We start from the raw sequence: 25,365 nt of genomic DNA, 5'->3' as shown, positions 1-25,365 counted from the left end.
ATCAATGTCTGCAGCAATTATTTGGTTTAGACAGGATTTACGTTGTCATGATAATCCCGCCTTTATCTCGGCTTGCAATAATCACCCTGTCGTCATTCCGCTTTATATTCTGGATGACCAAACCCTCCTGGGCAGCGCTCAAAAATGGTGGCTGCACCATAGTTTGCTGGCCCTGGAAGAAAGCCTGCAAAAGCAGGGCCTAACATTATTGCTTCGTCGCGGCAAAGCAATAGACATCCTTTCTCAGCTAAGCCAGGAGTTTCAAGTCGATACAGTCTATTGGAATCGATGCTATGAACCTTCTGCAATCCAGCGTGATAGCTTGATCAAGAAAACGCTGGGCGGGCAAGGGATTAACGTCCTAAGCTCTAATGGTAGCCTGCTTAATGAGCCTTGGACCATCAAAAACAAAAGCGGGGGGTATTTCAAGGTGTTTACACCGTTCTGGCGGCATTGCCTCACAGCAATGAATATCCCAGAGCCCATGATTAAACAAGGCCACCCCTCCACCCCGCCTCTTGATAGCGAACCCTTGCAAGACTGGAATTTATTACCTGAAAAACCAAACTGGGCGGCGGCTTTTCATACCTATTGGCAACCGGGAGAGGACGGTGCGCAAAAACGATTGGATCATTTTCTCAATAACGCCCTAAACGGTTACCAAACCTCACGTGATATTCCCGAGCTGGATAGCACTTCCAGGTTATCCCCCCATCTTCATTTTGGTGAAATGAGCCCCTGGCATCTCTGGAGAACATTAAAACAAGCGCAATTTGCGAAGGATATCGATTCAGCGTCAATAGACCGTTTTTTAGCAGAACTGGGTTGGCGGGAATTTTCCTATCATTTGCTTTATCATTTTCCAGAACTTCCCCATAGCAATTTTAAATCCGAATTTAACGATTTTCCCTGGCAAATCGACGACAGCGGCCTACATTGCTGGCAGCAGGGCATGACGGGATATCCCATTATTGATGCCGGGATGCGTGAGCTATGGCAAACGGGCTATATGCATAATCGTGTCCGTATGATTGTTGCTTCCTTTCTGACGAAAGATTTAATGATTGACTGGCGACAGGGTGCCGCCTGGTTTTTAGATACCCTGCTGGACGCAGATTTGGCAAATAACTCTGCCAGTTGGCAATGGGTAGCGGGAAGCGGTGCTGATGCGGCCCCCTACTTCCGCATTTTTAATCCCATCCTCCAAAGTAAAAAATTTGATCCTCAGGGAAACTATATCCGGCAATGGGTGCCAGAACTTGCAAAACTGCCAAGCGAATGGATCCATCAACCCTGGTTAGCGCCGCAACCCGTCACGGGCTTAATTGGCAAGAAGTACCCAAAACCAATCGTTGATCATGATCAAGCCAGAGAAAATGCACTCAGTCTTTATAAAATGCTCCAAAGCAATTAGGCAAATAAACCAGCTAAAGCATTGTTAAGAATGGGAACTAGAATGGGCGAGGCAAGCTTTCATAGAAACACTCCTCTTCCAGGCAACTTTCCTCTTCCAAGCGGGACTTCTTTTTACCATCCTCATTATTTGCAGCCGAACGTTTCGGTTGCAATGCTTTGGGTTCTTCGTTTTCCCTCTTGGGTTTTTCGTTTTGACTCATGTAGGAAGTAGCGAGCACTTCACCAAAGCAAGAAAAAATATCTCTGGCTTCATCGTCATTAGGCTCTGCTAATTTCAAAATGACCGTTTCTTGTTGCGGTATGATTGTCAAATTAAAAAGCGCCAGCGTGTGAGTCTCGGCAAGTGCTCGATACATTGGTTCCCTTAAGTTTTCATCGATTGAAAAGATTAAACAGGATCCTTCTACTCTTGCATGACCTGAACGATACCTTTCAGCCAATAATTGCATCATGGAATAATTGGTTTGAGTTTCCAAGGGAGCATCTGGCTCTTCTGCTGCCAAAGGCTCCTCTCCTCTTTCTGAAGGGCTAGGATTGCTGAAGAAAGTAGGGCTGTATTGCCTTCTCAATTCGAGTACAGGAAGAGTAAAAGAGCCTATTCTTACCGTTTGAAATTCTGATTCGGTTTCAACGGTATCAGGAGCACCTGCTTCTCCATCGGGGCTTGCCTGGGCCTGAGAAAAAAACATTGCGGTGGCATCTGGTGAACCAGCAGGAAAAGGCGGCACAGCGCTTTGTTGCTCGCTGGTTTCCAATATAGGAGGCGAAAAAGAACTCTCTTCTATTCCTTCTACATCATTGGCAAGGAATTCTTTGCGTTTAAAATGCTCCAGGAGGATGACATGAGTCTCGGCGGGATTTAAGGTGGGTATGATTAAAGTTGGCTGAGGAGCTGTTTCTATTATCCAAATTTGTTCCCGTTGTAATTGGAGTAGGGACATGGCTGCTTTTAGGATTTCTCGTGCGGCTTGCGGGGAATAAATAGCTAATTGCAAATCATTATATTGCTCTAATTTCAGACAGTTTTCTAACATAAAGCGCGGGGTATCTATTAATTTTGGGTTGTCTATAATTAGCTGGACAGTGAGTTTTATGCCATCTACATGCAGCCCCTTTAAACGCTTGGTTAAATAGTTAGGATAAATACCAATTTCCCCTGCTGCCCCGGTTAGCGTCTTTTTCCTGAGAATAGCCTGCCACATAGTGGCTAAATCCACTTCTTTGTTTAATTTGTTACCCGTTGTATGTGGTTTATCATAAAAATCTTTAAATACTTCCTGTTCAGCTGAGCCCACAGACATTGTTTTGAGGTCTATCAAGCGAAGCTTCTCTCCGTTGTAACGAAACTTGGATAAAGAAATTTGTAAACTGTGAATGCTGACACCTAATGCTACAACTGCATCATCAATCGCTCGACAATCGGCGAGCATAGAATGAACCTGCCGCCAGGTAGGAGCGGAGGCTTTTTTGGGTTTTGAAAATTTTACCGTATAAGAGTCACCAAAGAGTGTTGGTGCCTCTTCCAGACTAATTGTCTTTAAAAGATTAAAGGTAAGGGCACGGCCGTTGTATTGATAACGAGCCAAGCCTCGTTTCAGGCTGTCACGGCCTAATCCTAATTCGAATGCCAGGGAAGATAGACTTTTATCTTTATCATTCGTTGCCAGCACATGAATCTCTTGCAGACTATAATCGCTTACTGATCCTTGTTTTAGAATTACCGGTTTATCGTAATCACTACCAAATAGCTCTTTGGCTTTTTCTATGCTGAGTGTTGATAAGGTCTCAAAAGACAAGGTAAATCCCTTATAATCGGCTGCTTTTCTAAGGAAGGCCGCCAGTACCACGCTAACACCAAGTTTATTTTCAGCTTCTGAGATATGATTTGATTTGAGAATGGCTTGGTGTATCTGCGAAACTGTTTTGAGGGAAATTGTCTTTTTCACGGGAATTCTTATTGGAGTTAAATAGAAATGGGCAAAATTTTATCATAATTCCCTCATAAAGTGTTCGCTTTTTAAAAATGGCAAACGGAGAAAAACAAACATCAACGAGGTATCAATTTCTATCACCCAACAGGTAGGCGTGTATTTTTCAGCCAACATCGATTAAAATTTGCTACCCTCAACCGCTTGTAGACAACCGTTGATTATTACCGACCAACTGGAAAATGAGATCTGTACCCAGGGCTTCCATATTATTGATAATTTTCTTCCTCTCGAGGATTATCAAACGCTGCGTGCCATCGCTAACGAGATGCACGCGAAGGGCCAATTCAAAAGTGCAAAAATAGGCCGTCAATTCGGAGCTGGCCATCACATCGCCATTCGTAACGACCAAATCTGCTGGTTAGATGAAGAGTCTGCCAATCAATCCATCAAGGCCTATTTCAATAAAATTAACCTGCTGGCAGACAGGCTGAATCAAACGCTATTTCTAGGCCTGGTCGACTTTGAAACCCATTTTGCTATTTACCAACCGGGGGCTTTCTATAAAAAACACGTTGATCAATTCGCGACAACCAAAGAGCGGCGGATTTCTTGTGTTTATTATCTTAATGCTGACTGGCAAGAGTCCTTTGCTGGAGAATTAAACCTTTATGGGCTGAACGATCAGCTCATCACGTCAATTCTTCCTTGTGGGAACCGGTTTGTCTGTTTTAACAGTGAACTACCCCACGAGGTTTGCCCAACCCGACAAACCCGCTATAGCATAACTGGTTGGATGAAGACACGGTCGATGTCCTTAGTCACGTAATGATTCAATGCCTGTACGGACAACATTGAAAATACCGTCTTTGCAAGGGTTAGCGAAGCAATCCGGACCAATCTTCAAACAAAATCCCTAAAGAAATTACTCTCTAATTATTCATAACCAACTTCTTGTGTATAATAGAGATTTGCTTGCCAAAGATTCTTATGTACGCCCTAGAAATTAACCAGCTGCGTAAAACGTATGCGAATGGTGTCGAAGCCTTAAAAGGCATTGATTTAAGAGTCAAGGCCGGTGATTTTTTTGCGTTGCTGGGTGCTAATGGGGCAGGAAAATCGACCACCATCGGTTTAATAACCACCTTACTGACAAAAACCTCGGGCAGTATCCATATCTATGGTCATGATCTGGATGAAAAACCCGAGTTGGCTAAATCCTGCCTGGGATTAGTCCCTCAGGAATTTAACCTTAATATTTTTGAAACCTGCGAGCAGATCTTAATCAGTCAAGCCGGCTATTATGGAATAACACGCGCCCAGGCGAAACCCCATGCCCAAGCTTTATTGAAACAACTTGGCCTATGGGATAAACGGAACTCGATTGTGCGCCACTTATCCGGTGGGATGAAACGCCGGCTCATGATTGCCCGAGCCTTGATTCATCAACCCAAGGTTTTAATCCTTGATGAGCCTACTGCAGGCGTGGATATAGAAATTCGTCGGAGTATGTGGGAATTTTTAACTCAAACGAATAAACAGGGAACAACGATTATTCTCACGACCCATTATCTCGAAGAGGCCGAGCAGCTTTGTAAACATATCGCCATTATTGACCAGGGCAGCATTGTTGAAAACACCTCGATGAATGCTCTCTTAAAAACGTTAAGGCATCAAACCTTTGTATTCAATACAGAAAGCCCCATCGAGGAGTTGCCGGTGATAGAACCTTTCGTGACAAACCTGGTTGATAACTATACCTTTGAATTACGCGTCGATAATAATTGGTCACTGAATGAGGTTTTTTCGGTATTAACGCAGCACGGTCTTCGCATTCATAGTATGCGTAATAAAACCAACCGCTTGGAAGAGCTTTTTCTGGATCTTATTAAACATGGCCATTAAACAACAAACGATTGCTCTTTATACGCTGGTAAGGCGGGAACTGGTCAGGATGTTCCGTATCGCCTCGCAGGTATTTTTACCCCCGGTCATCACTACCGCGTTATATTTTATGATTTTCGGCAGTTTAATGGGGCAACGCATTGGTCCCATTCAAGGGGCTAGTTATTCTGAGTTTATTGCACCCGGTTTGATTATGATGTCGGTCATTACCAATGCGTATAGTAACGTTTCGACCTCGCTCTTTAATGTGCGCTTTCAAAAAAGTATTGAAGAAATGTTAGTCAGCCCCATGCACAATGGTATTATCCTGTTGGGCTATATACTGGGTGGTGTATTACGAGGGTTAATCGTTGCGCTCCTGGTTTTTCTTGTGTCCTGTTTTTTTGTCCATCTGGATTTCCACAGTTTACCGCTGACACTTTTTATTGTTCTTCTAGCATCGGCCCTGTTCTCTCTGGCTGGATTTACCAATGCGATGGTCGCCCGCAATTTCGATGATGTGATGCTCATCCCTACTTTCGTTCTGACACCATTGATTTATTTAGGGGGTGTTTTTTACGCGACCAGTATGCTTCCGCCTTTTTGGGAAAAGCTCTCGCATCTGAACCCGATCTTATACATCGTCAACGCCTTACGTTATGCCATGATTGGTCAGCAGGAAGTCAATATTTGGTTTGCAATCCTGATCATTGGTTTCATGGTAATCCTTTTAAGTGCCCTCAATATGGTCTTGTTGAAGAAAGGGGTAGGGTTGCGAGATTAGCCATGGCAGGTTCTAGAAATGAATAAAGACGACTTTTAAAAAGAAAACGCAGTCTCTATACCCGACAGAACGAAGTCTGAACCCACCTAGAACGCCCTCTCCTTTAAGCTAATTTGCTCTAAAAATGCACTTAAAGGGGCAAATTTATGTTATATTTTGCCCTTTGATGTATAAAACAAGTCCAATTGATAGAGGTTCTTCTCGGCACAATGAATTGCTTATCAGCGCGTTATTAGCCCAATCGACCGATTAAATCCTATCCGTTAACGTTGAGGAAAAAGAATGGTAGTCAAAAAACTGATAGGCAGTTTATTCACTCTCTTAGTTTCGGTTCAGTGCTACGCTTTTTACACCCAGAACGCGGTGATTTACGATAACAATAACAAGCCGGTTAGCATTGATGGGATCTCCTGGTCAGGGTTTCAAGATTCTAAAATTTTCCAGGGATTAGCCTCCCATCCCTTTTATGCAGTCGGTGATATCCCAACCTCTTATAATAAAACCTATGGGATGCTGGATGCTCTGGTACATCCGTGGGATTTTATTGATAGTGGGGTTGATCATTCCACAGGCGTTAATTTCAAAACTGTTCGTGTCCCCATTCAACCAGGTGTACTCTACGATACGGCGTCGTCTGTCGATTTAAATAAATCCATTAGCAACAAAGCCCAGCCCACCAAAGGGAATGGTGTTTTTTGTAAAACCTGGGCAAGTACAGGCCCAAACTGTGCTGCCGCCGTGTCACCCAAAGAGGCCTTTTGGATAAGCCTTGCCGAATTTAAAAAAAATAATGTCAAAGTCCTCATTGATATTCATCATGGCTATGGTTATGGCGATAACTATCGGGACGGTACCGTGTATAACCTGAATCAATATGAAGCCGATTTAAAATCAATACTGGCGGAGATTAAAGCCCGTGACCTCAGCAATGTCATTGGTATCGATATTTTTAATGAACCCTATGCCCTCCATTGGTATCGCAATAATAATAGTCAGCCTGCCTGGATAAAAGTTATCGCTACCGCAGCTAAAATCATTCAGCAAAATAATCCTGATTTACTCTTGTTTGTTGAAGGCCCTGGGCCCGGTTCAGGCGATCCTGATCAACCCGTTATCTGTGTGAAAAATGAGGAACTTATCCCTGATGAAGCTTATGCAATTATCAATGATCCAGCGAATTGCATCGCTCATACCAAGCGCCTGGAGTTCAAGGGCAATTGGGGCGAAGATTTCAAAACGCTATTGGCAAAGAATCCAGCCCGGCAAGGGAACGCTCGTTTTGACAGAGCAGGATTTATTCAACAGTTGAAGGCAACGGGTTTAAATGAGACAGCGATAACCTGGTTAATGGGCGATGAAAATGCCAGCCATGCGCATCTGATTTTCTCACCCCATGTTTACCCGCGCGAGGTTGCTACCTGGGAATCCGCCCCCGGCAAACCAAGTGAATTGCGATTTGACTGGAGTTGGGGCTTCTTAAAAAAAGCGGGTTATTCCGTAGTTTTGGGAGAAGCGTCATGGAAAAGCACCGAAGGATTAGCCTTTTTTCAAAAGGCATTGATTCCTTATCTGGAAAAAAACAATCTGCAAAATAATCTGTTTTTTTGGGCAGTAGGCTATTTGGGCGATACGGTCAGCATGATCGATCCCAATTCTGCCAAACTTGATCTGCAAGCCCAAAAACTGTTACATCAGTTATTTAACCAGAAAATAGATCAAGGAAAGTTGTCTATCACTTTTGCTGATCCTGGCTTCAACTTAACTGGTGCGGCAGAACTCAGGTTGCAGGAAACGGGGCAATCGTATACTTGCAGCTATGAAGGATGTTCATTCAATCTGGCTGGCGGAACCTACCACCTGTTGCTGGCAGACAGCTATCAATTGGATAATCAGGCTCATCAAAGTTACCGGGTTAAATCGAGTACCTCTCCTATCGCTTTTCAGGTTACTGAAGGTCAAAACAATGTGCTAACTATTTCCCTGGAAGGCGAGCAAACAGGGCCTCAACCTGCATCAACGATCGATTATCAAATGAATCTACTCGATGAAAGTGGCAAGCCAGTGAATAATCAAACTGTCGCTGCCACTATTCAATTTCATTCAGCATTCAATCGTCAAGAGACGATCAATTGTGTCGTTGAGCAAGGCCATTGCACCACGTTGATTTACAATCAAACTATCAATAGCAAAACAGGGACTTTTGGCATCGAAACCTATCACATTGAACTTCCCAATACAGTTCATTATCTTGAGAAGACCTACACACTGGTCAGTGAGAAAACGGATAACAAGCTGGTATTACCAGCCAAGCCTTCGGAAATAGTGCTTAATGCTTTTTACCAGGCAGGAACTACTTCCAATGATCAACACTGTACTGTCAATTTAGCTTTACAAAATCGCTGGGAGGGTGGCGCAGTATTTCAAGGGACGATCACCAATACCAGTCAAGAACCTATCCGTAATTTTAGTTTTAAATTGAGTTTTAATCCTGACGAAATTGCCAATCCAATGATTGTTAACCACTGGCTTGGTAATCATGCGTCCCTGGTAGAGTCCGAAGGAATTTTTACCTTAAGCGCGCAACCTTCCGACACGAGTAACGGTTTGCTTCCTGGTAAAGCGCAGTCAATAGGATTTCAACTATCTGGAAACCTTTCGCAGAAACCGACGATTAAGGTGTTAAGTTGCGAAGCGGAATAAGCAGTGACTCAGGCAAAAAATATATCGGATAATCATTAATAGTTGCAACGCATTGAATTTCTATCTTTTACCGATTATTTTATTCAGTCAAGGTAATTGAATAAGGATGTTGTGATGGTTAAAAAAATTGCCGTACTGGTAGGTAGTCTGCGCAAGGAATCATGGAATCGCAAGCTCGCTTTAACCTTAATCGAACTTGCCCCTTCTTCCCTTGCTTTGCAAATCATTGAAATCGGACAGCTACCGCTTTATAACCAGGATCCAGATGATCAAAATAGCCCCTTGGCTGAATGGGTCGCTTTTCGGGAAAAAATCAGCAAGGTAGAGGGTCTTTTATTTGTTACCCCGGAATATAACCGCTCCATCCCTGCCCCCCTTAAAAATGCCATCGATGTAGGCTCAAGACCCTACGGTAAAAGTGTTTGGGATGGTAAACCAGGCGCAGTGATTAGCGCCTCTCCAGGTGCAATCGGCGGCTTTGGTGCCAACCAACACCTGCGTCAAACCTTCGTATTTTTAAATATCCTCTGCATGCAACAACCCGAAGCTTATATAGGCAGCGTTAATACGCTTTTCGATAAAGAGGGCAATCTGACCCAGGACAAAACAGAAGCGTTTTTACGTCACTATATGGAAAGCTTCGCTAAGTGGGTCGCGCAATTTTAGGCTTGTAAATATTACTCGATTACATCTCTCCCCTGCAGGGAGGGGGGCATTTGCTATAATAAAATAGATAGTTAAGATTTGCTTAATAATTAACAACTATAGTAAGCCACGACTTAAAAAAATGGTTGTCTTATGGGTACCAGCAGTAACACCCCAGTGACTTGGGAAGAATTTTTTAAGCGCAATCCTTATTTCGGCCCTATCAACTCGCGCCTTCAGGTCATTGTCACTCAGCAAAGCAGCTCATCGGATACTAATAACAATAATGCACCTGTTGCACCAACTGGAAGTGGACAAGCTCCAATATCCGTTGCAAAAATACAGCAATTCTGGCGTAAAAAAACGTCAACCGATACTAAAGTAAAAGTACAGGCAGGATCAGCTCATCTTCCACCGCAAGCCAAATTGATGGCTAATATTCGCTCTGATAAGGAAGTCAAAAAAATACTGGAAGAGGCAGCAAGAAAAAAACGATTGCATACTAATCTTGTACAAACCATTTTACATCAACCCAATGCAATCAAATGCGCGTATGAGTTATATAAAGAGACTAAATTAACGAAGGACCAATTCTTTCGCATCACTGAATTACATAAGAAGTATATCAAGGACGAAGAGCATGTTATTTATAAATCAGTAAATATTAGTAAAATCAAAGAATTAGCACGATTAGTTAACAATGGACTTAGAAATGTTGATGATACAGGACATAACGATCAATTTGCAGAATTAAAAGAATTTTTAAAAGATCCAACGTTTCCCGAAATTGTTGTTGGTTTATATGACTCAAATTATAGTCATGGTATGCAAGCCCAACAATTACTGACCTTACTCGAATTGTATCAGTCACAACGGCAGCGCCCTGGATTGCGGCCATTTAGAAACCGCTCTGGAGAGGTTGAAATGCTTCAATCGCCGCAACCTTATATTACCAGTATTAATCGAATACTTGATGAGGATGGGCTGTTTACTGAAGAAGCAAAAAAATTTCTGCTACCCTTGTTAAATCAGCCAGGTCGTTTAAAATCCGTGAATGAAAATAATGCCTATGAAGAGTTCCGACGCTTAGTAGTGCAATTACCGCCATCAGAACAAATCTTTTATACTGTTATTACATCCTCTACTGCAAAATTGACACGGAATGTTCTCGCCGAATCCGCGGTGACAGAAATTCCATATCAATTGGCTGAACATTTTAACAAACTCAATGGCGTAAAAATTAGCGATGAGTTACCGTTGCTGATCCCAACTTGCGGTTTACGAAATGCAATTGGTCTATTGCGCTATGGTGTAGACAATTATATACCAATAGAGCCGCAGTTCGGTGTCAAATCCATGACTGACATTGAAGAAGCGTATAGAGAGCGTCACCATCGTTTGGCATTTTTATATTATCCTTATACACCCGATCCGGGTGCGGTACATAATAGCCCTTTAGATACTTATCTTGGTGTATTTGCGCATGATAAATACCATAGTGATGTTGTTTCATCCATGCCTGATTATGCTCGACATGGCCTTTTGCGATTTGCAGATATTATTCGCGGCAAAACAGGGATTGATTGGTCTGATGAGCTTTGGATCTGGATTGATGCTGATTTTCGTTATTTTAAATCGAATGAAGTTGATCCTTTGTCTGCGCCCGGGATTGTCCACTTTTGTACCATGCTTGATACGCTTCAACTACCAGACATTGAGTCTGGTAAACCCTATGGACAAATCCTTATCAAAGGGATTGGGCCATCATCGGTAGGCCTATTAGTGATGCTGGATATGGTTGAGAATAAAAAAGATTGGAAAGCGATAGGCCTCGATCCAGACTTGTTGCCTGACGCAAATCACAAGCGTACTCCGCTCACAAGACGATCTACAATGCTGTTACACAAGCCTTTAGACTATAAAAAATATTTTACGCGTATTGAAGAAATGGTTAATCACTATCAATCCATTTTAGCAAAACCACCCGCTGCGCAATTATTAGAAATCATGGTTTATTTAAGCCAACCCAATAAACTATCCACAAAAGAGATCAGTGAGTTTGGCAACTTTGTCGATGAATTGCAAAAACAGGGGCTTTTAAAAATAGAAAAAGAAGGCATCAATATACATCTAAAATTTGCTGGCAAACATTTAGAATATAATGAGTCTCTCAATCATAACACGCTGCATCCTTTAATATTAATGTATAAAGTTTATCGTCAGGAAAGGGCCTATTGGCACAAAGATGATTTTTTGAAAGCGTATGATGAAAGTAATGCCGTCATGAATACAATGATAAGTTTACTTAAAGATAACAATCTCAAAGATCCTGCTAAAAATATATTGGACAGAATGATTCAAACAATTCTTCTGCAGGCATCAAATCTTTCTACCGAGGATATCTCTTTTGATACATTGAAAAAATCAATTGACGCCTACTCCACGAGACAAACCTATTTATTTCAGACACCGAAAGAAGAAAAGAAAAACTCTGATAAATTACTCGATAAGGTATTTGCCAATGCCTACAGTTACGACAAGAAGACGATTAGTTTGATTGAACTTATTGATTCAATTACTCAATATAAAGATAGCCTGACACAGGAGCAACAAGCAGAAAAACAACAAGCTACAATGACACCCAAGAAGCAATGATCACAGCAAATAGGTTAGTTTTTCTGCAGAATTATTAACGAGACCTACATCACAACATAGGACCTAAAATAAATCGGACAATTAATTGTTTGATCAGCTATGCACCAAGGGCAACAATCCCCTGAGTAAGTGCTGTTGAACTTTCTTCCTCAATATCAATATCAATGCCTACTACATCATGCAATTTGTTATGAACCAGGTTAACCCCTATTGAATAAGCACTAATCTCTGTTTTATCAGACAAAACCCCGGTAGCAACAGGCGTTTGAGAAATTAAATTTTCACCGTCAACTATCCAGACACCAGAACGCTTTAAGGTATTGTGCCCATCGGCCTGAATGAGTATACCCTGCCCTGTTTTAGGGGTAACAATCTGTTGGGCGCCATTATCCGAATTAACAAGATCACTACGTTTCTTAAACCCTTGTGATAAAGTCATTGAGCTGGAGGAAATGATTTGCACTGCCGGGCCAAACTCATCTTCACTAAACGAAGGGAATTGCTTACTCAGGTATTTTCCGATCACTCCTTCAGCAGCATCGATGCATACACTACCAGCAAAGGTGATCCCCTTAAATTGTTTGAGGTAATCGAGTTTCATAACCCGTCTATCTGCAGTTGCATGGTAATAAGAATTGCGTTCTGATTCGACCGATAACCGTTCATCCTCAGGAATGTCAGCCGGCCCTTTATTGACTTTGTAGTTAATATAAACGACCTCTCCATTTTTAATGCCAAACAATATATTTGTTTTTTGTAGTCTGGCCCTGTGTTCAAGAGACTTCCCCAACTCATCCACCACATTATCTTTCGTAGTAGCCGTGATATTGACCATTATTAACAATTCAGGAAATTCTTTACTGACAGCACAATACCCGGCAAGCAATTGCTGTTGCGTATCATAAGGCATGAACAATCGGCTAGTCTCTCCACTCCTGCAATGACTATAAAATTCGGGTAGTACGCAAATAGCAGCCTCGTCAGGAAGCAAGGCTCCTTGCTTAAGCATGAGTTTATAGGCTGAGCCCACATGCCTTGCAAATAGACCAACTTGTTCTTTAACCGTTCTTGGTGCAAGTTGAGTGAAGCCTCCCGTCGGTGTCGCTACCGTCGCTACCCGCATAATCCGCTGCTCAGTTAAAGGATCTTTTATCTTTGTCATCGAAGGGATTGTCGCAAGCATGAATTTACCGAGCTCGGTACTCATCGGTTTTACATTGATTTTAGGAACGGTAATTCTTAAAAAATGAGGGGTGAATTCAAGACACATCCTTTGGCGAATGTTTGCAGGAATTTTTAAGATTAAAGCGCATTTTTCAAACTCTTTATAGGAGACATAAGCGACTGCATCAACTTGCAAATCATCATCAGCCCAACCAAAAAAATCAAGTTGAGTCACATCACGCAAAAATCTTACAGCGGTGGTGTATGCTTTTCTTCCCATAATAATTCGCACATAAAAAAAACAGTATGCAACAAATATAATCTTTTTTTATTAATAAAATATTAACTGCTATTTCAATGAGCATTTATTCATGCTATGTTTTGGCTTGTTTAAAATTCAGAACAGCTCACAGGAGTGGAGAAATGGTGCGATTAACCGCTTTACTTTTGCTTTTGGCGAATCAATTTGTGTCTGCAGCCACCTCAACCTGCGAGACAAAACGTGAATTGTTAATAGAAAATAAGCTAACCAAAGTCTGGAAAACCACGATCTGCCCTAAACAACAGTTACCTTTCCATACCCATCAATTTGCTCGAATCGTCATCCCGGAAGAAAGCGGCATCCTTAAAGTTATTTATCAGTCAGGAAAAGAAACCTTTATAAAATTGCATCCGAAAAAACCCATTTATCTAAGTGTTACTCAGGGTAAAGAAGCGCATCAGGATTTAAATATTGGCCAGGAAGCATTACATGTTACAGTCATTGAATTAAGACAAGGCTAACCTGATCCACAAAAATCTATGGCACAATCCAATATAACCCAATCGCTGTTTACGTCGCTGGATAATCCCTTCTGGCAATTTTCCTTGCAGGTTTATCGCGACGAACAAGTTAAAGAGGCTTGCCTGGCTTTTCAGCAACAGGAAGGCCTCAATGTTAACTTGTTATTGCTTTGTTGCTGGCTGGCTTATGCTGTCGAAGAAATATCCCAATCGGAATTAGTAAATGCCTGCCATTGCATCAACGACTGGCATGAAAAAATAACCCAAACCTTGCGTTCAGTCCGTCAGCAATTGAAAGAAAGTAGTGCTGACGATTGGGTGAATACCTTTTATCAACAGATATTACGTGATGAACTTGACTCCGAAGCGTATCAGCAACATCGTCTATATCAATGTTTCGCCGCTCAACAGAAACCCACTGGCAGTAAAAATGAATCCCTGGCGATTCGTTATTTGCATTGGCTTTTTCTTAATAAACACTTAACGATGGATCGCCCTCTTGCTTCTCGAATAGAGCATTTTGCCCAAATAGTACTAGAAAAATTGCCCTAGATTAACAATTATTGTACAATTTGGAGATTTGTTAATTTTTGTGGTCTTATTATATGAAATTTGTTATTGAAAAGGTCGAACTGATTAGGGGTGAAAAACCCACTGTTATGATTAGCTGGTCATCAGGTACCACCGATTTTTACCCATGGCACTCCTACCCGGCGCTACCGGATCTAACTGGGTTTAAACCTTGGTATTATCGCAATACACCAGGCCTAACCTTATTTAGAGCCCCTGCTACTACGCCCCTCAGCGAGATAAGAATGCATAATATCCGGCATTATCAGCGTGACCCGGAGCAAGCCCCTATTTTTGATCTTGCACATCGGTTGGAAAAAGCGGCCGATGAGATCGAAGATCTATCAAGACAACATTGTCTTTACCCTGTAAAACAAAAACAAGTAGTAACAACTAAAGCGCCAGTAGCAATAGCAAAATCTGCAGTGGCAGGAAAGATACCCGCTACTGAACACACAACGGAAGACAATCAAGACGTAGCAACACCAAGTTTTCCAGCCCTGACCTGAAACAGAAGGACATAGATAGTTCATGAGGGGTAGGAAACCATTAGAACGTCTTTCAAGAAATTTTCAGATAGGGAAACTCTGCCTGCAGGATTTGGATGACCTGCTCCAAATCCACTTTGCTTTTGACAATAAGAAGCACCGTATCATCTCCCGCGATAGTACCTAGAATCCCTGAGCTATTGGCTTGTTGCGGGTAAAAAGCGACATATTTTTTATCAATAAACAAAGCAAGGCTATTCGCATGGCCTGGCTGGGTATGTAAAACAACCAAACCATACTCTGATACCTGTGCATTTAAAACCAAAGGTAGATTGGGCGGATTAAAATCAACGACCCGATAAATGCCTGCCACTTTAGCAATTTTCAATTTTTTAAGTCGGCGGGACAAGGTCGCTTGCGGGATATCATAACCCCTTTCTTTCAACGCCTGCTGCAAATCACTTTGCTCAGCAATCTCTTGTATTTGCACGATACTCAATATGTGGCCGTCAAGCAGATTATCATGTGACATTTCTCGCCCCCAAAATGAATGCAGAATCATAAAAATAGAAATTATATTCATTAATGGTTGACATCACAAGGCAAAATCAAATATAGTCAAAAAATGGATATATTTTGGATATATAACTATCATGAGAAAACTAATACCTTGCCTGTTAAGTGCATCAATTCTTTTTCTTTCTGGATGTGGAAACGAAAATGAGATCGATGAAATCCATTTTATCACCTCCGCAGAATATCCACCTTTTGAATATCAAGAGCAAGGTGAAATTAAGGGGTTCGATATTGATCTGGCAAAGCTTGTTGCTAAAGAATTAGGCAAAAAAGCCGTTTTTGACAATATGCAATTTAGCTCTATCTTACCAGCGCTAAGTGCAGGACAAGCTGACATTGCCATCTCAACGATTACCATCACTGAAGATCGGAAAAAGAATTTTGATTTTAGTACACCCTACTATTTTGAGGGAATGGCAGCGGTGTTTAATCAAACAGACCCCATCAATAACCCTTCACAACTGGCAGGAAAAAAATTAGCTTGCCAACTAGGCAGCACGATGGAAATTTGGTTGAAAAAACAGTTTCCCCAAGGAAATATTGTGGCAATGGATAATAACAACCAGGCAATAGAAGCACTAAAAGCCGGCCATGTGGATGTCGTTCTTGTCGATGGTGCTCAGGGAGCCATCTTCAGCAAAAAAAATCCCGGCTTAAACTACACCATTATTGCTAAAGCAACCGATGGTTACGGGTTGGTCTTCAAAAAGAATTCCTTATTGAAAGCACAGGTTAATCGAGCCCTCAATACGTTAAAAACCAAAGGGGAAATCGCCAAACTTCAAAAAATCTGGTTGGAGGGTGGCAAATGGACGAGTTAAAACAAAATCTCCTCTTTATCGGTCAAGGCACTGTACTTACGTTAGAACTCCTGGCAGGCGGGATGCTCATAGGCATCCTGCTGGGGACAATTCTTGCCATTTTGCGTTATAACGGGATGGCGAAATTACTGATTAATCGTTTTGTTTCAATAATAAGAGGAACACCATTAATTCTACAATTAAGCTTCATCTATTTTGCCGTACCTGGGTTGCTCGGTTTGCGACTCGATATCCTGGTTGCTGGAATACTGACCTTCGGTCTTAATAGCTCTGCTTATATTGCTGAAATTCTGCGATCCGGAATAGAAAATTTGCCTAAGGGGCAATTCGAGGCAGCAAAAACATTACAAATTCCAACCTTTTATTTATGGAAAGATATTATTTTACCGCAAGTCATCAAGAATATTTTGCCAGCCCTCATTAATGAAATGATCGCGCTTCTTAAAGAGACCGCTTTGATCTCCACTATTGGTGGTATGGATCTGATGCGCAAAGCACAATCCATTGCTGCCGAACAGTTTACCTATTTTTTACCGTTGTGTATTGCTGGTTGTTACTACTACGGTCTGGTTTTACTCATTGAATATTTAGGCAAAAAAATCGAACAAGGAGGGCATGATGCTGTACATCAATAATGCCTGCAAAAATTTTGGCTCTACCCCTGTATTAGATCAGCTGAATTTGAGTATTGCTGCCCATCAGATTATTGGGTTGGCTGGTCCTTCGGGTGGAGGAAAATCGACGCTGCTGCGTTGTATACAAAAATTGGAAGTCCTTGATTCAGGAACTATCGACTTCTCAGGTAAAAGCGGATTTATGTTTCAAGACTTCCAGCTGTTTCCTCATATGACGGTGTTAGAAAACTTAACTTACGCTCCCAAACTGCAAAATAAGGCAAGTCAGCACGACAAGGAAGCACTAGCCCTGTTAAATACACTTGGCATAGCAGACAAAACAGCGTCTTACCCTCATCAACTCTCCGGGGGACAAAAACAACGCGTAGCCCTGGCTCGCAGTCTGATGATGCAACCCAACTTATTACTTTGTGATGAACCAACTTCCGGCCTGGATCTGGCAACCATTGAAGACGTTGTTAGCTTACTGCATTCCGTTAAATCCATGGGGGTTACCATGGTGATTGCCTCGCATGATTTGGATTTTCTCACCAAAATGAGTGATCGCCTGGTCGTTCTCAAAGGCGGTCAATTGGTAGCTGATGTTAAACCCCAGGAATTAACCAACCCTGTTCACGACTTAAAGAAATACTATTAGGAGACACGAATGACCACAACCATTAAAAAAATTGCCTTAGCTTATTCAGGAGGCCTCGATACCTCTGTCATGATCCCCTGGCTGAAAGAAAACTACCAGGCTGAAGTGATTGCAGTCATTTGTGATCTTGGCCAACAAGAAGATTTGCAAGCCATTAAGCAGAAAGCCATTAAAAGTGGCGCAACCAACGCTTATGTGGTCAATGTACAGGAAGAGTTTGTCACCAATTACCTGTGGCAACTGGTGAAGGCTGGCGCGTTGTATGAAGAGCAATATATTTTAGGAACGATCTCAAGACCTTTAATTGCACAAAAACTGGTTGAAATTGCTTTGCAAGAAAACGCTGATGCGATTGCCCATGGCGCAACTGGCAAAGGCAATGATCAAGTTCGTTTCGAGTACACCGTGAAAGCACTGGCTCCTCAATTGCAAATTATTGCCCCCTGGCGATCCTGGGAAATTAAGTCACGCCAGGAAGCAATCGATTATGCCAAAGCACATGGTATTGATGTCCCGGTAACACCAAAGGCGCCTTATTCTCGCGATCATAATATTTGGTATATCTCCCATGAAGGCGGTGTTCTGGAAGATCCCAGTCAGGGGCAACCCGACGATTTATTGCTAATGACCGCGACACTTGAACAGACACCTGATACGCCTGAACTGATGACTATCGATTTCGAACAAGGTGTCCCTGTGGCTTTGAATAATAAAGCCATGGATCCAGTCGCTTTATTAACAGAACTGAATCAGCGGGCAGGAGCCCATGGCATCGGTGTGGCTGATATCGTTGAAAATCGGCTGGTAGGGATGAAAATCAGGGGAGTCTATGAAGCACCGGCTGCCGCAGTGCTTTATAAAGCGCATAAGATGTTGGAAAGCCTATGCCTTGATCGAGCCACGCTCCATTTGAAGCAATCTCTACAACAAAGCTATGCCAATCTTGTTTACGAGGGACGATGGTTTTCTCAAGCGAAAGAAGCCCTGGACGCTTTGATTGCAGTGACGCAGAAACATATCACCGGCACAGTCAAGTTAAAACTGTTTAAAGGCAATCTCATTCCTTGCGGTATGCAATCTGAATACAGTTTACATAATCCTGCTCTCGCTACCTTTGAGGAGGATAATGTTTACAATCAAAAAGATGCGGAAGGGTTTATCAATCTTTTCTCTTTGTCAGCAAAAGTATACGGCATGGTTCATAAGGGGTGGCAAGTATGACGAATAAAACCTGGGGCGGCCGATTTAAAAAGCCGCTTGATCCAAGTGTGGTGAAATTTAATGCGTCACTGGCTTTTGATCAGATCCTTTACCGTCATGACATTGCTGGCAGTCAGGCGCATGCCAGCATGCTGGCACGTCAGGGTCTTTTAAGCCATGATGAAGCACAGTCTATTAATAAAGCACTTGCCGAAATTGAGTTGGAAATAACCAAAGGACAACATGTTCTTGATGAAAACTGTGAAGACATTCACATGTTTGTTGAACAGTTGCTCATTCAAAAAACAGGCGATCTTGGTAAGAAATTACATACTGGCCGCAGCCGTAATGATCAGGTCGCTCTCGATCTGAGACTGTATACCAGGGAAGCCGGTGCACAGATAAGCAGCCTCTTGCAAACACTCAAGGAAGTTTTGCAGGATTTGGCCACCCGGCATGCTAATACCAAGATGCCTGGATACACTCATCTGCAACAGGCTCAGCCTATTTATTTAGGGCACTATTTTGCGGCCTTTGATGCCATGTTCAGCCGTGACCTGAGCCGCATGCATGATTGGCATGAACGAATGAATTTTTCGCCCCTTGGTGCTGGTGCCCTCGCAGGGAGTAATCTGCCTTTGGATAGACAGTGGGTCGCCGAAAAACTGGGCTTTAAGGGGGTGATTAGTAATACACTGGATGCAGTCAGCGATCGCGACTTTATCATTGAGTTTTGCTCTATTGCTGCTCTTATCATGATGCATTTATCACGTTTGGCAGAAGATCTTATTCTTTGGGCAACCCAGGAATTCAATTTTATTACCCTTGATGATGCCTTTTCGACCGGCTCGTCGCTAATGCCCAATAAGAAAAATCCTGACGTGCTAGAATTAATTCGCGGCAAAAGCGGGCGGGTCTTTGGTCATTTAACCGGTATCTTGACGGTGATGAAAGCCTTGCCGCTTGCTTACAACAAAGACATGCAGGAAGACAAAGAAAGTTTATTTGATACGGTCAATACACTGACTGCTTGCCTGCAAATTATTTCCCCTTTTCTGCAAAGCCTCACCTTCAATACCGAGTTAATGCATAAGAAAGCAACCAGTGGTTATTTGGATGCAACAGCGATCCTGGAGTCCCTGGTTTTACAAGGAATGCCATTTAGGGATGCACACCATCAAGTCGGTCTTTGGGTAAGCGAAGCCGTTGAAAAAAATTGCTCGCTTTCCGAGCTTCTTAAGGAGACAGAAAATGGCTTTCCTCATCTTGGCTGATGGCACTCTCTTTCAAGGGAAAGCGATTGGTGCAAAAACCCACGCCTTGGGAGAGATGGTCTTTAATACCTCACAAACAGGCTATCAGGAAATTTTGACCGATCCGTCCTATTTTGGCCAAATTATTAATTTTACGACACCCCACCTCGGCAATGTCGGTGTTAATCAAGCCGATCATGAATCAGAAAAAATCCATGCCGCTGCAGCCGTGTTCAGAGACTATTCACCTCATTATAGTAACTGGCGCGCACAAGATAGCCTGGAGAATTTTCTTCTGAAACATCATATTGCTGCCTTGACAGAGATAGATACCCGCGCACTCACCCTGCATTTGCGCGAACAAGGCAGTCAAAATGGTTGTATAGTGACCGTCGATTCCATCACGCCTGACCAGGCGCTATCGATGCTACAAAGTGCGCCAGCCATGGAAGGGAGTAATCTGGCAACCCTGGTTTCGACCAAAAAAGCGTATCTCTATGCTGATCCCATCGATGCGTTAGCGCATATGGAAGGGAGTAATCTGGCAACCCTGGTTTCGACCAAAAAAGCGTATCTCTATGCTGATCCCATCGATGCGTTAGCGCATATTGTCGTTATTGATTGTGGCGTGAAGACAGCCATTTTAAAAACCCTGGCAACTTACCCTATCAAAATTTCAGTAGTACCCGATACGATTAGTTTTAGCGAATTAACACGCTTTTCTCCTGACGGTGTATTACTCTCTAATGGACCAGGCGATCCGGAAAGTTGTGAGTCAGTCATTCACCTGGCCTCTCAATTATTAGAGCAACAAATCCCCATCTTTGGTATTTGCCTAGGCCATCAGATTTTAGCGCTGGCAGCCGGTGCAAAGACAAGGAAAATGAAGTTTGGCCATCATGGTGCCAATCACCCCATTAAATGCTGTAAAACCGGCACTGTCTTTATTAGCAGTCAGAACCACGGTTTTGTCGTCGATGAGCACTCATTACCCGAGCATCTAATTACTACTCATATTTCCTTGTTTGATGGAACAATTGCCGGGCTTGCCCATCGCAATGCCCCCGCCTTTTCTTTTCAAGGACATCCTGAAGCGAATCCAGGACCAAACGAACTCATGATCCTGTTCCAGCAGTTTTTTCACGAGGTGCAGTATGCCAAAAAACACTAACATTAAAAGCATTTTGGTGATCGGCTCCGGCCCAATCAATATTGGCCAAGCCTGTGAATTTGATTATTCAGGTACCCAAGCCTTAAAAGCCCTGCGTGAAGAAAGTTATCGAGTCATTCTCGTTAATTCGAATCCAGCTACTATTATGACCGATCCTGATTTAGCCGACGCGACGTATATTGAACCCATTACGACTGCTTCAGTGAGCGCAATTATTGCCAAAGAACGCCCGGATGCCCTTATTGCTACCCTCGGCGGGCAAACCTCTCTTAATTGCGCTTTAGCGCTGCATAAAGAAGGTATGTTAGCCCAATATCAGGTTGAATTAATTGGGGCATCCATTAACGCAATCACGATTGCCGAAGACAGAACCTTGTTTCATGAGAAAATGAAAGAGATTGGTTTAAATGTTCCTAAAAGTTACTCCGCTACTAGCCTGGATAGTGCTAAACAAATCATGCAGAATTTGGGCTTACCTCTCATCGTCCGCTCCTCCTTCACCCTGGGTGGTGCCGGAGCAGCCGTTGTACATAGTGAAGAAGAAGCCATAGCGGCGTTCAAACACGCTTTTTCCCAACCAGGTTGCCAGGAAATTTCCATCGATGAAGCGCTTATCGGTTGGAAAGAATTTGAATTAGAAGTGGTACGCGATAAAAAGGATAATTGCATTGTAGTCTGTGGTGTTGAAAATTTTGACCCCTTGGGAATTCACACGGGTGACTCGATCACCGTCGCCCCCATCCAAACGCTTACCGATGATGAATATCAAGCCATGCGTGACGCAGCTTTTGCCGTACTGCGTGCGGTTGGTGTTGACACCGGAGGTTCAAATGTTCAATTCGCTCTTAATCCCCAAAATGGCAGGATGGTCGTCATCGAAATGAACCCGCGGGTCTCTCGCTCTTCCGCGCTGGTTTCAAAAGCAACTGGTTTTCCCATTGCCAAAATTGCTGCCAAGCTTGCGGTCGGTTATACCCTGGACGAATTACCAAACGAAATTACCGGCGGCATCTTACCCGCTTCTTTTGAACCAAGCATTGACTACACCGTAGTCAAAATACCTCGCTTTCATGATGAGAAATTTAACGCGCAAGACCTGGCTCGCGGCCCACAAATGCGCTCTGTGGGAGAAGTGATGGCGATTGGTAGTACTTTCGCGGAAAGTTTGCAACAGGCCATCTTAAGTCTGGAAATTAATGCGTCGGGTTTCGATTCGTTACATGAATTAGATGATGATGCGTTAAAAGTGTTACTCAAACGACATACCAGTACGCATCTCTGGTGTCTTGCGGAAAGTTTTCGTCGCGGCTTTAGCGTTGAAGAAGTGCATGCTGCTTCGTTTATTGATCCCTGGTTTTTACACCAAATTAAAACAATCGTTACCCTGGAACAAAACCTTGGCGGCCAATCGTTGTATGATCTCGATCAAACCACCTTGTTAACTCTGAAAAAACATGGTTTTTCTGATCAACGGCTCGCCAAACTTATCCATAGCACAGAAGCAGAGGTGCGATCTTACCGGCAAGAACTTGGGATACAACCAGTCTATAAATGTGTCGATAGCTGTGCCGGTGAATTTCGAACAGCCACTGCCTATCTGTACAGCACCTACCAACAGTATTGCGAATCGAAGCCCGGGACGACAACCAAGATTATGCTTATTGGCAGTGGTCCCAATCGTATCGGACAAGGCATCGAATTTGATTATGTCTGCGTCAAAGCCATGCAGGCATTTGCCAAGGCAGGCTTTGAAACCATCATGGTTAATTGCAATCCGGAAACCGTGTCTACTGATTATGATGTTGCTGACAAACTTTATTTTCTGCCACTAACCTATGAAAAAGTACGCGATGTGATTGAGCATGAAAAACCGACAGCCGTCGTTCTGCAATTTGGCGGACAAACGCCGTTAAATCTGGTAGACAGGCTCCATCAGGATGGCGTTCCTTTGCTAGGATTAACTGCTGAACTGGTCAACATCACCGAAGACAGGGATAAATTCCGGGATTTAATCGTCCATTTAGGCTTAAAACAACCTAAAAATCGGGCGATTACCCATCTTGATGAACTCGATCAGGCTTTAGAAACGCTTGGTTTTCCCCTGATTATTCGACCCTCTTTTGTCTTGGGTGGCCGTGGTATGGAAATTGTGGCCAATAAAGAGAGCCTGGTTGCCAAGCTTAAAACGCTCTTTAAAACGACATCACACGCTGTTTTACTGGAGGAGTTTCTTACGGGTGCGATTGAGGTCGATATTGACGCTGTATCGGATGGCGACGATATCTTTATTCCCACAGTCCTCGAACACATCGAAGCAGTGGGTGTTCATTCGGGTGATTCAGCATGTATAACGCCCCCTTATAAACTTCCTTTGGCTCTCACTAATCTTCTTCATAAACAAACGAAAATTCTGGCGCGTGCCTTAAAACTGAAAGGTCTTATGAATGTGCAATTTGCAGTAAAAGGGTCTGAGGTATTTTTGATTGAAGTCAATCCCAGAGCATCAAGAACCACTCCTTTTATCTGCAAAGCAACAGGTATTCCTTTAATAGAAATTGCAGTCAATTGCATGCTGGGCATTTCACTTAAAGAACAACGCTGTTTAACACCCGTCACCTTACCCTATTATTGTGTGAAAGAAGCCGTCTTACCTTTCCGCAAATTTTCAACGTCAACCCCATTCCTTAGCCCGGAAATGAAGGGTACTGGCGAAGTCATGGGTATCGGTTTGACACCTCATGAAGCTTACTTAAAAGCACAGATTGCTGCAGGTAATCACTGCGATGAGCAAAACGTCAAGGTTGTTTTTACTTCTGGTTTTGCTAAAAATGATCCATTGTTGATAACCCTGGCAAACGCAGGATTTACGCTTATCGACGAACTCAAGTCAGGCAAGAATCCTGATCTAATCCTGGTGGTTGACGCTCATCTGGATTATTTATCGTTTGCCCTGCAACACCATATTCCCTACGCATCCACTTATGAAGCCGCTGCAATGATGGTACAAAGCCTTTGCCACAACCGTGCAGAAGAACCTTTTGTCAAACCGTTGCAAAAACTCTATCAGCAAATCAGGCATCCTTCGAAAACCAGGCATGTTTTAACAGGGATGGAACTCAACAACCAGGATATCCTGGCCATCTTGACACTCGCCAAACTAGTGAAAGAGAAACCAGAAAATTATTCTAATGTCTTGTTGCATAAGAATCTGGCGATGATTTTTGAAAAACCCTCTTTCCGGACCCGCTTAAGTTTCTCTCTTGCCATGCAAAGTCTGGGGGGTACAGCTGTAGAAAGTGTCAGCACGACCCGAAAATCGGAAGAACCACGGGACCTGGTCCGAGTATTAAACGGTTATTGCGATTTCATTATGGTGCGAACCCATGATGATCAAGGTTTGGAAGAAATGGCGACTTACGCCAATGTCCCCCTTATCAATGGATTATCCGCCTTGTATCATCCTTGCCAGATCCTTGCTGATTTACTGACCCTACAGGAATATTTCAATACCCTGGCCGGTTTAACGTTGGCCTATATTGGTGATGGTAATAATATTCTTCATAGTCTGTTATTAATGGCACCCCAACTCGGCATAACAATAAACTATTGCTGTCCTCCAGCCAATCAACCTAATGAGGTGCTTCTTGCCAAGAGCATGGAGGCAGCACCTGGAATGATTCACAGTCATTCAACACCGGAAACAGCAGTTCGTGACGCTCACGCCGTTTACACCGATGTGTGGACAAGTATGGGATTTGAGCAAGAAACCGACGAGACTTCATTTACTGATTTTCAGGTGAATGAACAACTCATGGCTCATGCCAAACCAGAAGCTATTTTTATGCATTGTATGCCGATGGCTCGTGGTAAAGAAGTCTCTGTAACCCTGCCAGACGAACCTGCAGCCGCCTTGTTTACCCAAAGCGAAAATCGCTTGCATGTGCAAAAAGCATTGCTGCTTTTTTTACATGTGTATTGCGCATAAGGACTTGTCTACATAGGATGTAGAATAATAAGTACAAACCACAACACCGGGCTTAACTCGGTGTTGGATG

General features: G+C 42.9%; 20 protein-coding genes. 17 read left to right on the top strand and 3 right to left on the bottom strand.

All coding sequences use genetic code 11. The annotated features are described in order from the left end of the window. Positions 1-4 precede the first annotated feature (4 nt). Positions 5-1,414, top strand: a complete 1,410-nt coding sequence (locus DYC89_RS02300; protein ID WP_115220316.1) for a cryptochrome/photolyase family protein — start codon at positions 5-7, stop codon at positions 1,412-1,414. Positions 1,415-1,451: 37 nt separating this feature from the next. On the opposite strand, the gene DYC89_RS02295 is transcribed toward DYC89_RS02300, so the two are convergent. Next, the gene (locus tag DYC89_RS02295; RefSeq protein WP_115220315.1) at positions 1,452-3,362 is read right to left on the bottom strand and encodes a hypothetical protein; all 1,911 of its coding nucleotides are present in this window, start codon (positions 3,360-3,362) and stop codon (positions 1,452-1,454) included. Between the two features lie 199 nt (positions 3,363-3,561). On the opposite strand from DYC89_RS02295, the gene DYC89_RS02290 reads away from it, so the two are divergent. The 6 genes from DYC89_RS02290 (at position 3,562) to DYC89_RS02265 (ending at position 12,012) form a co-directional block, all read left to right on the top strand. Continuing rightward, complete coding sequence (locus DYC89_RS02290) at positions 3,562-4,173, top strand: 2OG-Fe(II) oxygenase (RefSeq protein ID WP_115222627.1); 612 nt, start codon at positions 3,562-3,564, stop codon at positions 4,171-4,173. Positions 4,174-4,334: 161 nt separating this feature from the next. Then, complete coding sequence (locus DYC89_RS02285; protein WP_115220314.1) at positions 4,335-5,249, top strand: ABC transporter ATP-binding protein; 915 nt, start codon at positions 4,335-4,337, stop codon at positions 5,247-5,249. Continuing rightward, positions 5,239-6,012: an ABC transporter permease gene (locus DYC89_RS02280; protein ID WP_115220313.1), complete on the top strand. Its 774-nt coding sequence runs from the start codon at positions 5,239-5,241 to the stop codon at positions 6,010-6,012. The genes DYC89_RS02285 and DYC89_RS02280 overlap by 11 nt, the downstream gene beginning before the upstream one ends. Positions 6,013-6,294: 282 nt before the next feature. Then, on the top strand, positions 6,295-8,712 hold the full coding sequence (locus tag DYC89_RS02275; RefSeq protein WP_115220312.1) for a cellulase family glycosylhydrolase: 2,418 nt from the start codon (positions 6,295-6,297) through the stop codon (positions 8,710-8,712). Positions 8,713-8,826: 114 nt separating this feature from the next. Then, a complete protein-coding gene (locus tag DYC89_RS02270; RefSeq protein ID WP_115220311.1) occupies positions 8,827-9,378 on the top strand; it encodes an NADPH-dependent FMN reductase in 552 nt (183 codons plus the stop codon). 132 nt (positions 9,379-9,510) lie between these two features. Further along, a complete protein-coding gene (locus tag DYC89_RS02265) occupies positions 9,511-12,012 on the top strand; it encodes a hypothetical protein (RefSeq protein ID WP_115220310.1) in 2,502 nt (833 codons plus the stop codon). A gap of 97 nt (positions 12,013-12,109) precedes the next feature. Here DYC89_RS02265 and DYC89_RS02260 read toward each other — a convergent pair whose 3' ends face one another. Further along, a complete protein-coding gene (locus tag DYC89_RS02260; protein ID WP_115220309.1) occupies positions 12,110-13,456 on the bottom strand; it encodes a hypothetical protein in 1,347 nt (448 codons plus the stop codon). 143 nt (positions 13,457-13,599) lie between these two features. On the opposite strand from DYC89_RS02260, the gene DYC89_RS02255 reads away from it, so the two are divergent. The 3 genes from DYC89_RS02255 to DYC89_RS02245 are packed head-to-tail and all read left to right on the top strand — an operon-like array spanning position 13,600 to position 15,038. Further along, entirely contained in the window at positions 13,600-13,959 is a 360-nt protein-coding gene (locus DYC89_RS02255; RefSeq protein WP_115220308.1) for a hypothetical protein, read from the top strand. Between the two features lie 18 nt (positions 13,960-13,977). Then, entirely contained in the window at positions 13,978-14,511 is a 534-nt protein-coding gene (locus DYC89_RS02250; protein WP_115220307.1) for a TIGR02444 family protein, read from the top strand. Positions 14,512-14,564: 53 nt separating this feature from the next. Continuing rightward, on the top strand, positions 14,565-15,038 hold the full coding sequence (locus tag DYC89_RS02245; RefSeq protein ID WP_115220306.1) for a hypothetical protein: 474 nt from the start codon (positions 14,565-14,567) through the stop codon (positions 15,036-15,038). Positions 15,039-15,090: 52 nt separating this feature from the next. On the opposite strand, the gene DYC89_RS02240 is transcribed toward DYC89_RS02245, so the two are convergent. Further along, entirely contained in the window at positions 15,091-15,549 is a 459-nt protein-coding gene (locus DYC89_RS02240) for an arginine repressor (RefSeq protein WP_115222626.1), read from the bottom strand. A 121-nt stretch (positions 15,550-15,670) separates the two neighbouring features. Between DYC89_RS02240 and DYC89_RS02235 the strand changes: the two genes are divergently transcribed. From DYC89_RS02235 to carB, 7 genes are read left to right on the top strand one after another with little or no spacing between them, the layout of a single operon-like run. Continuing rightward, positions 15,671-16,414, top strand: coding sequence for a substrate-binding periplasmic protein (locus tag DYC89_RS02235; protein WP_115220305.1), 744 nt, complete (start codon positions 15,671-15,673; stop codon positions 16,412-16,414). Beyond that, positions 16,402-17,049, top strand: a complete 648-nt coding sequence (locus DYC89_RS02230) for an amino acid ABC transporter permease (RefSeq protein ID WP_115220304.1) — start codon at positions 16,402-16,404, stop codon at positions 17,047-17,049. Before DYC89_RS02235 ends, DYC89_RS02230 begins: the two co-directional genes overlap by 13 nt. Then, positions 17,033-17,686, top strand: a complete 654-nt coding sequence (locus DYC89_RS02225; protein ID WP_115220303.1) for an amino acid ABC transporter ATP-binding protein — start codon at positions 17,033-17,035, stop codon at positions 17,684-17,686. Before DYC89_RS02230 ends, DYC89_RS02225 begins: the two co-directional genes overlap by 17 nt. Before the next feature lie 9 nt (positions 17,687-17,695). Further along, entirely contained in the window at positions 17,696-18,907 is a 1,212-nt protein-coding gene (locus DYC89_RS02220; RefSeq protein WP_115220302.1) for an argininosuccinate synthase, read from the top strand. Beyond that, positions 18,904-20,160, top strand: a complete 1,257-nt coding sequence (argH, locus tag DYC89_RS02215) for an argininosuccinate lyase (RefSeq protein WP_115220301.1) — start codon at positions 18,904-18,906, stop codon at positions 20,158-20,160. The genes DYC89_RS02220 and argH overlap by 4 nt, the downstream gene beginning before the upstream one ends. Next, positions 20,138-21,310: a glutamine-hydrolyzing carbamoyl-phosphate synthase small subunit gene (gene carA / locus DYC89_RS02210; RefSeq protein ID WP_115220300.1), complete on the top strand. Its 1,173-nt coding sequence runs from the start codon at positions 20,138-20,140 to the stop codon at positions 21,308-21,310. The genes argH and carA overlap by 23 nt, the downstream gene beginning before the upstream one ends. Beyond that, positions 21,294-25,295 carry a carbamoyl-phosphate synthase large subunit gene (gene carB / locus DYC89_RS16665; protein WP_115220299.1) on the top strand — a complete coding sequence of 1,334 codons (4,002 nt, stop codon included), beginning with the start codon at positions 21,294-21,296 and terminating at the stop codon, positions 25,293-25,295. Before carA ends, carB begins: the two co-directional genes overlap by 17 nt. The last annotated feature ends 70 nt before the right edge of the window (positions 25,296-25,365 follow it).

Source organism: Legionella donaldsonii (assembly GCF_900452385.1).
GTDB classification, from domain to species: Bacteria; Pseudomonadota; Gammaproteobacteria; order Legionellales; family Legionellaceae; genus Tatlockia; species Tatlockia donaldsonii.
The sequence above is the reverse complement of the archived record's forward strand: the minus strand, read 5'-3'. Positions and strand labels throughout refer to the sequence as shown.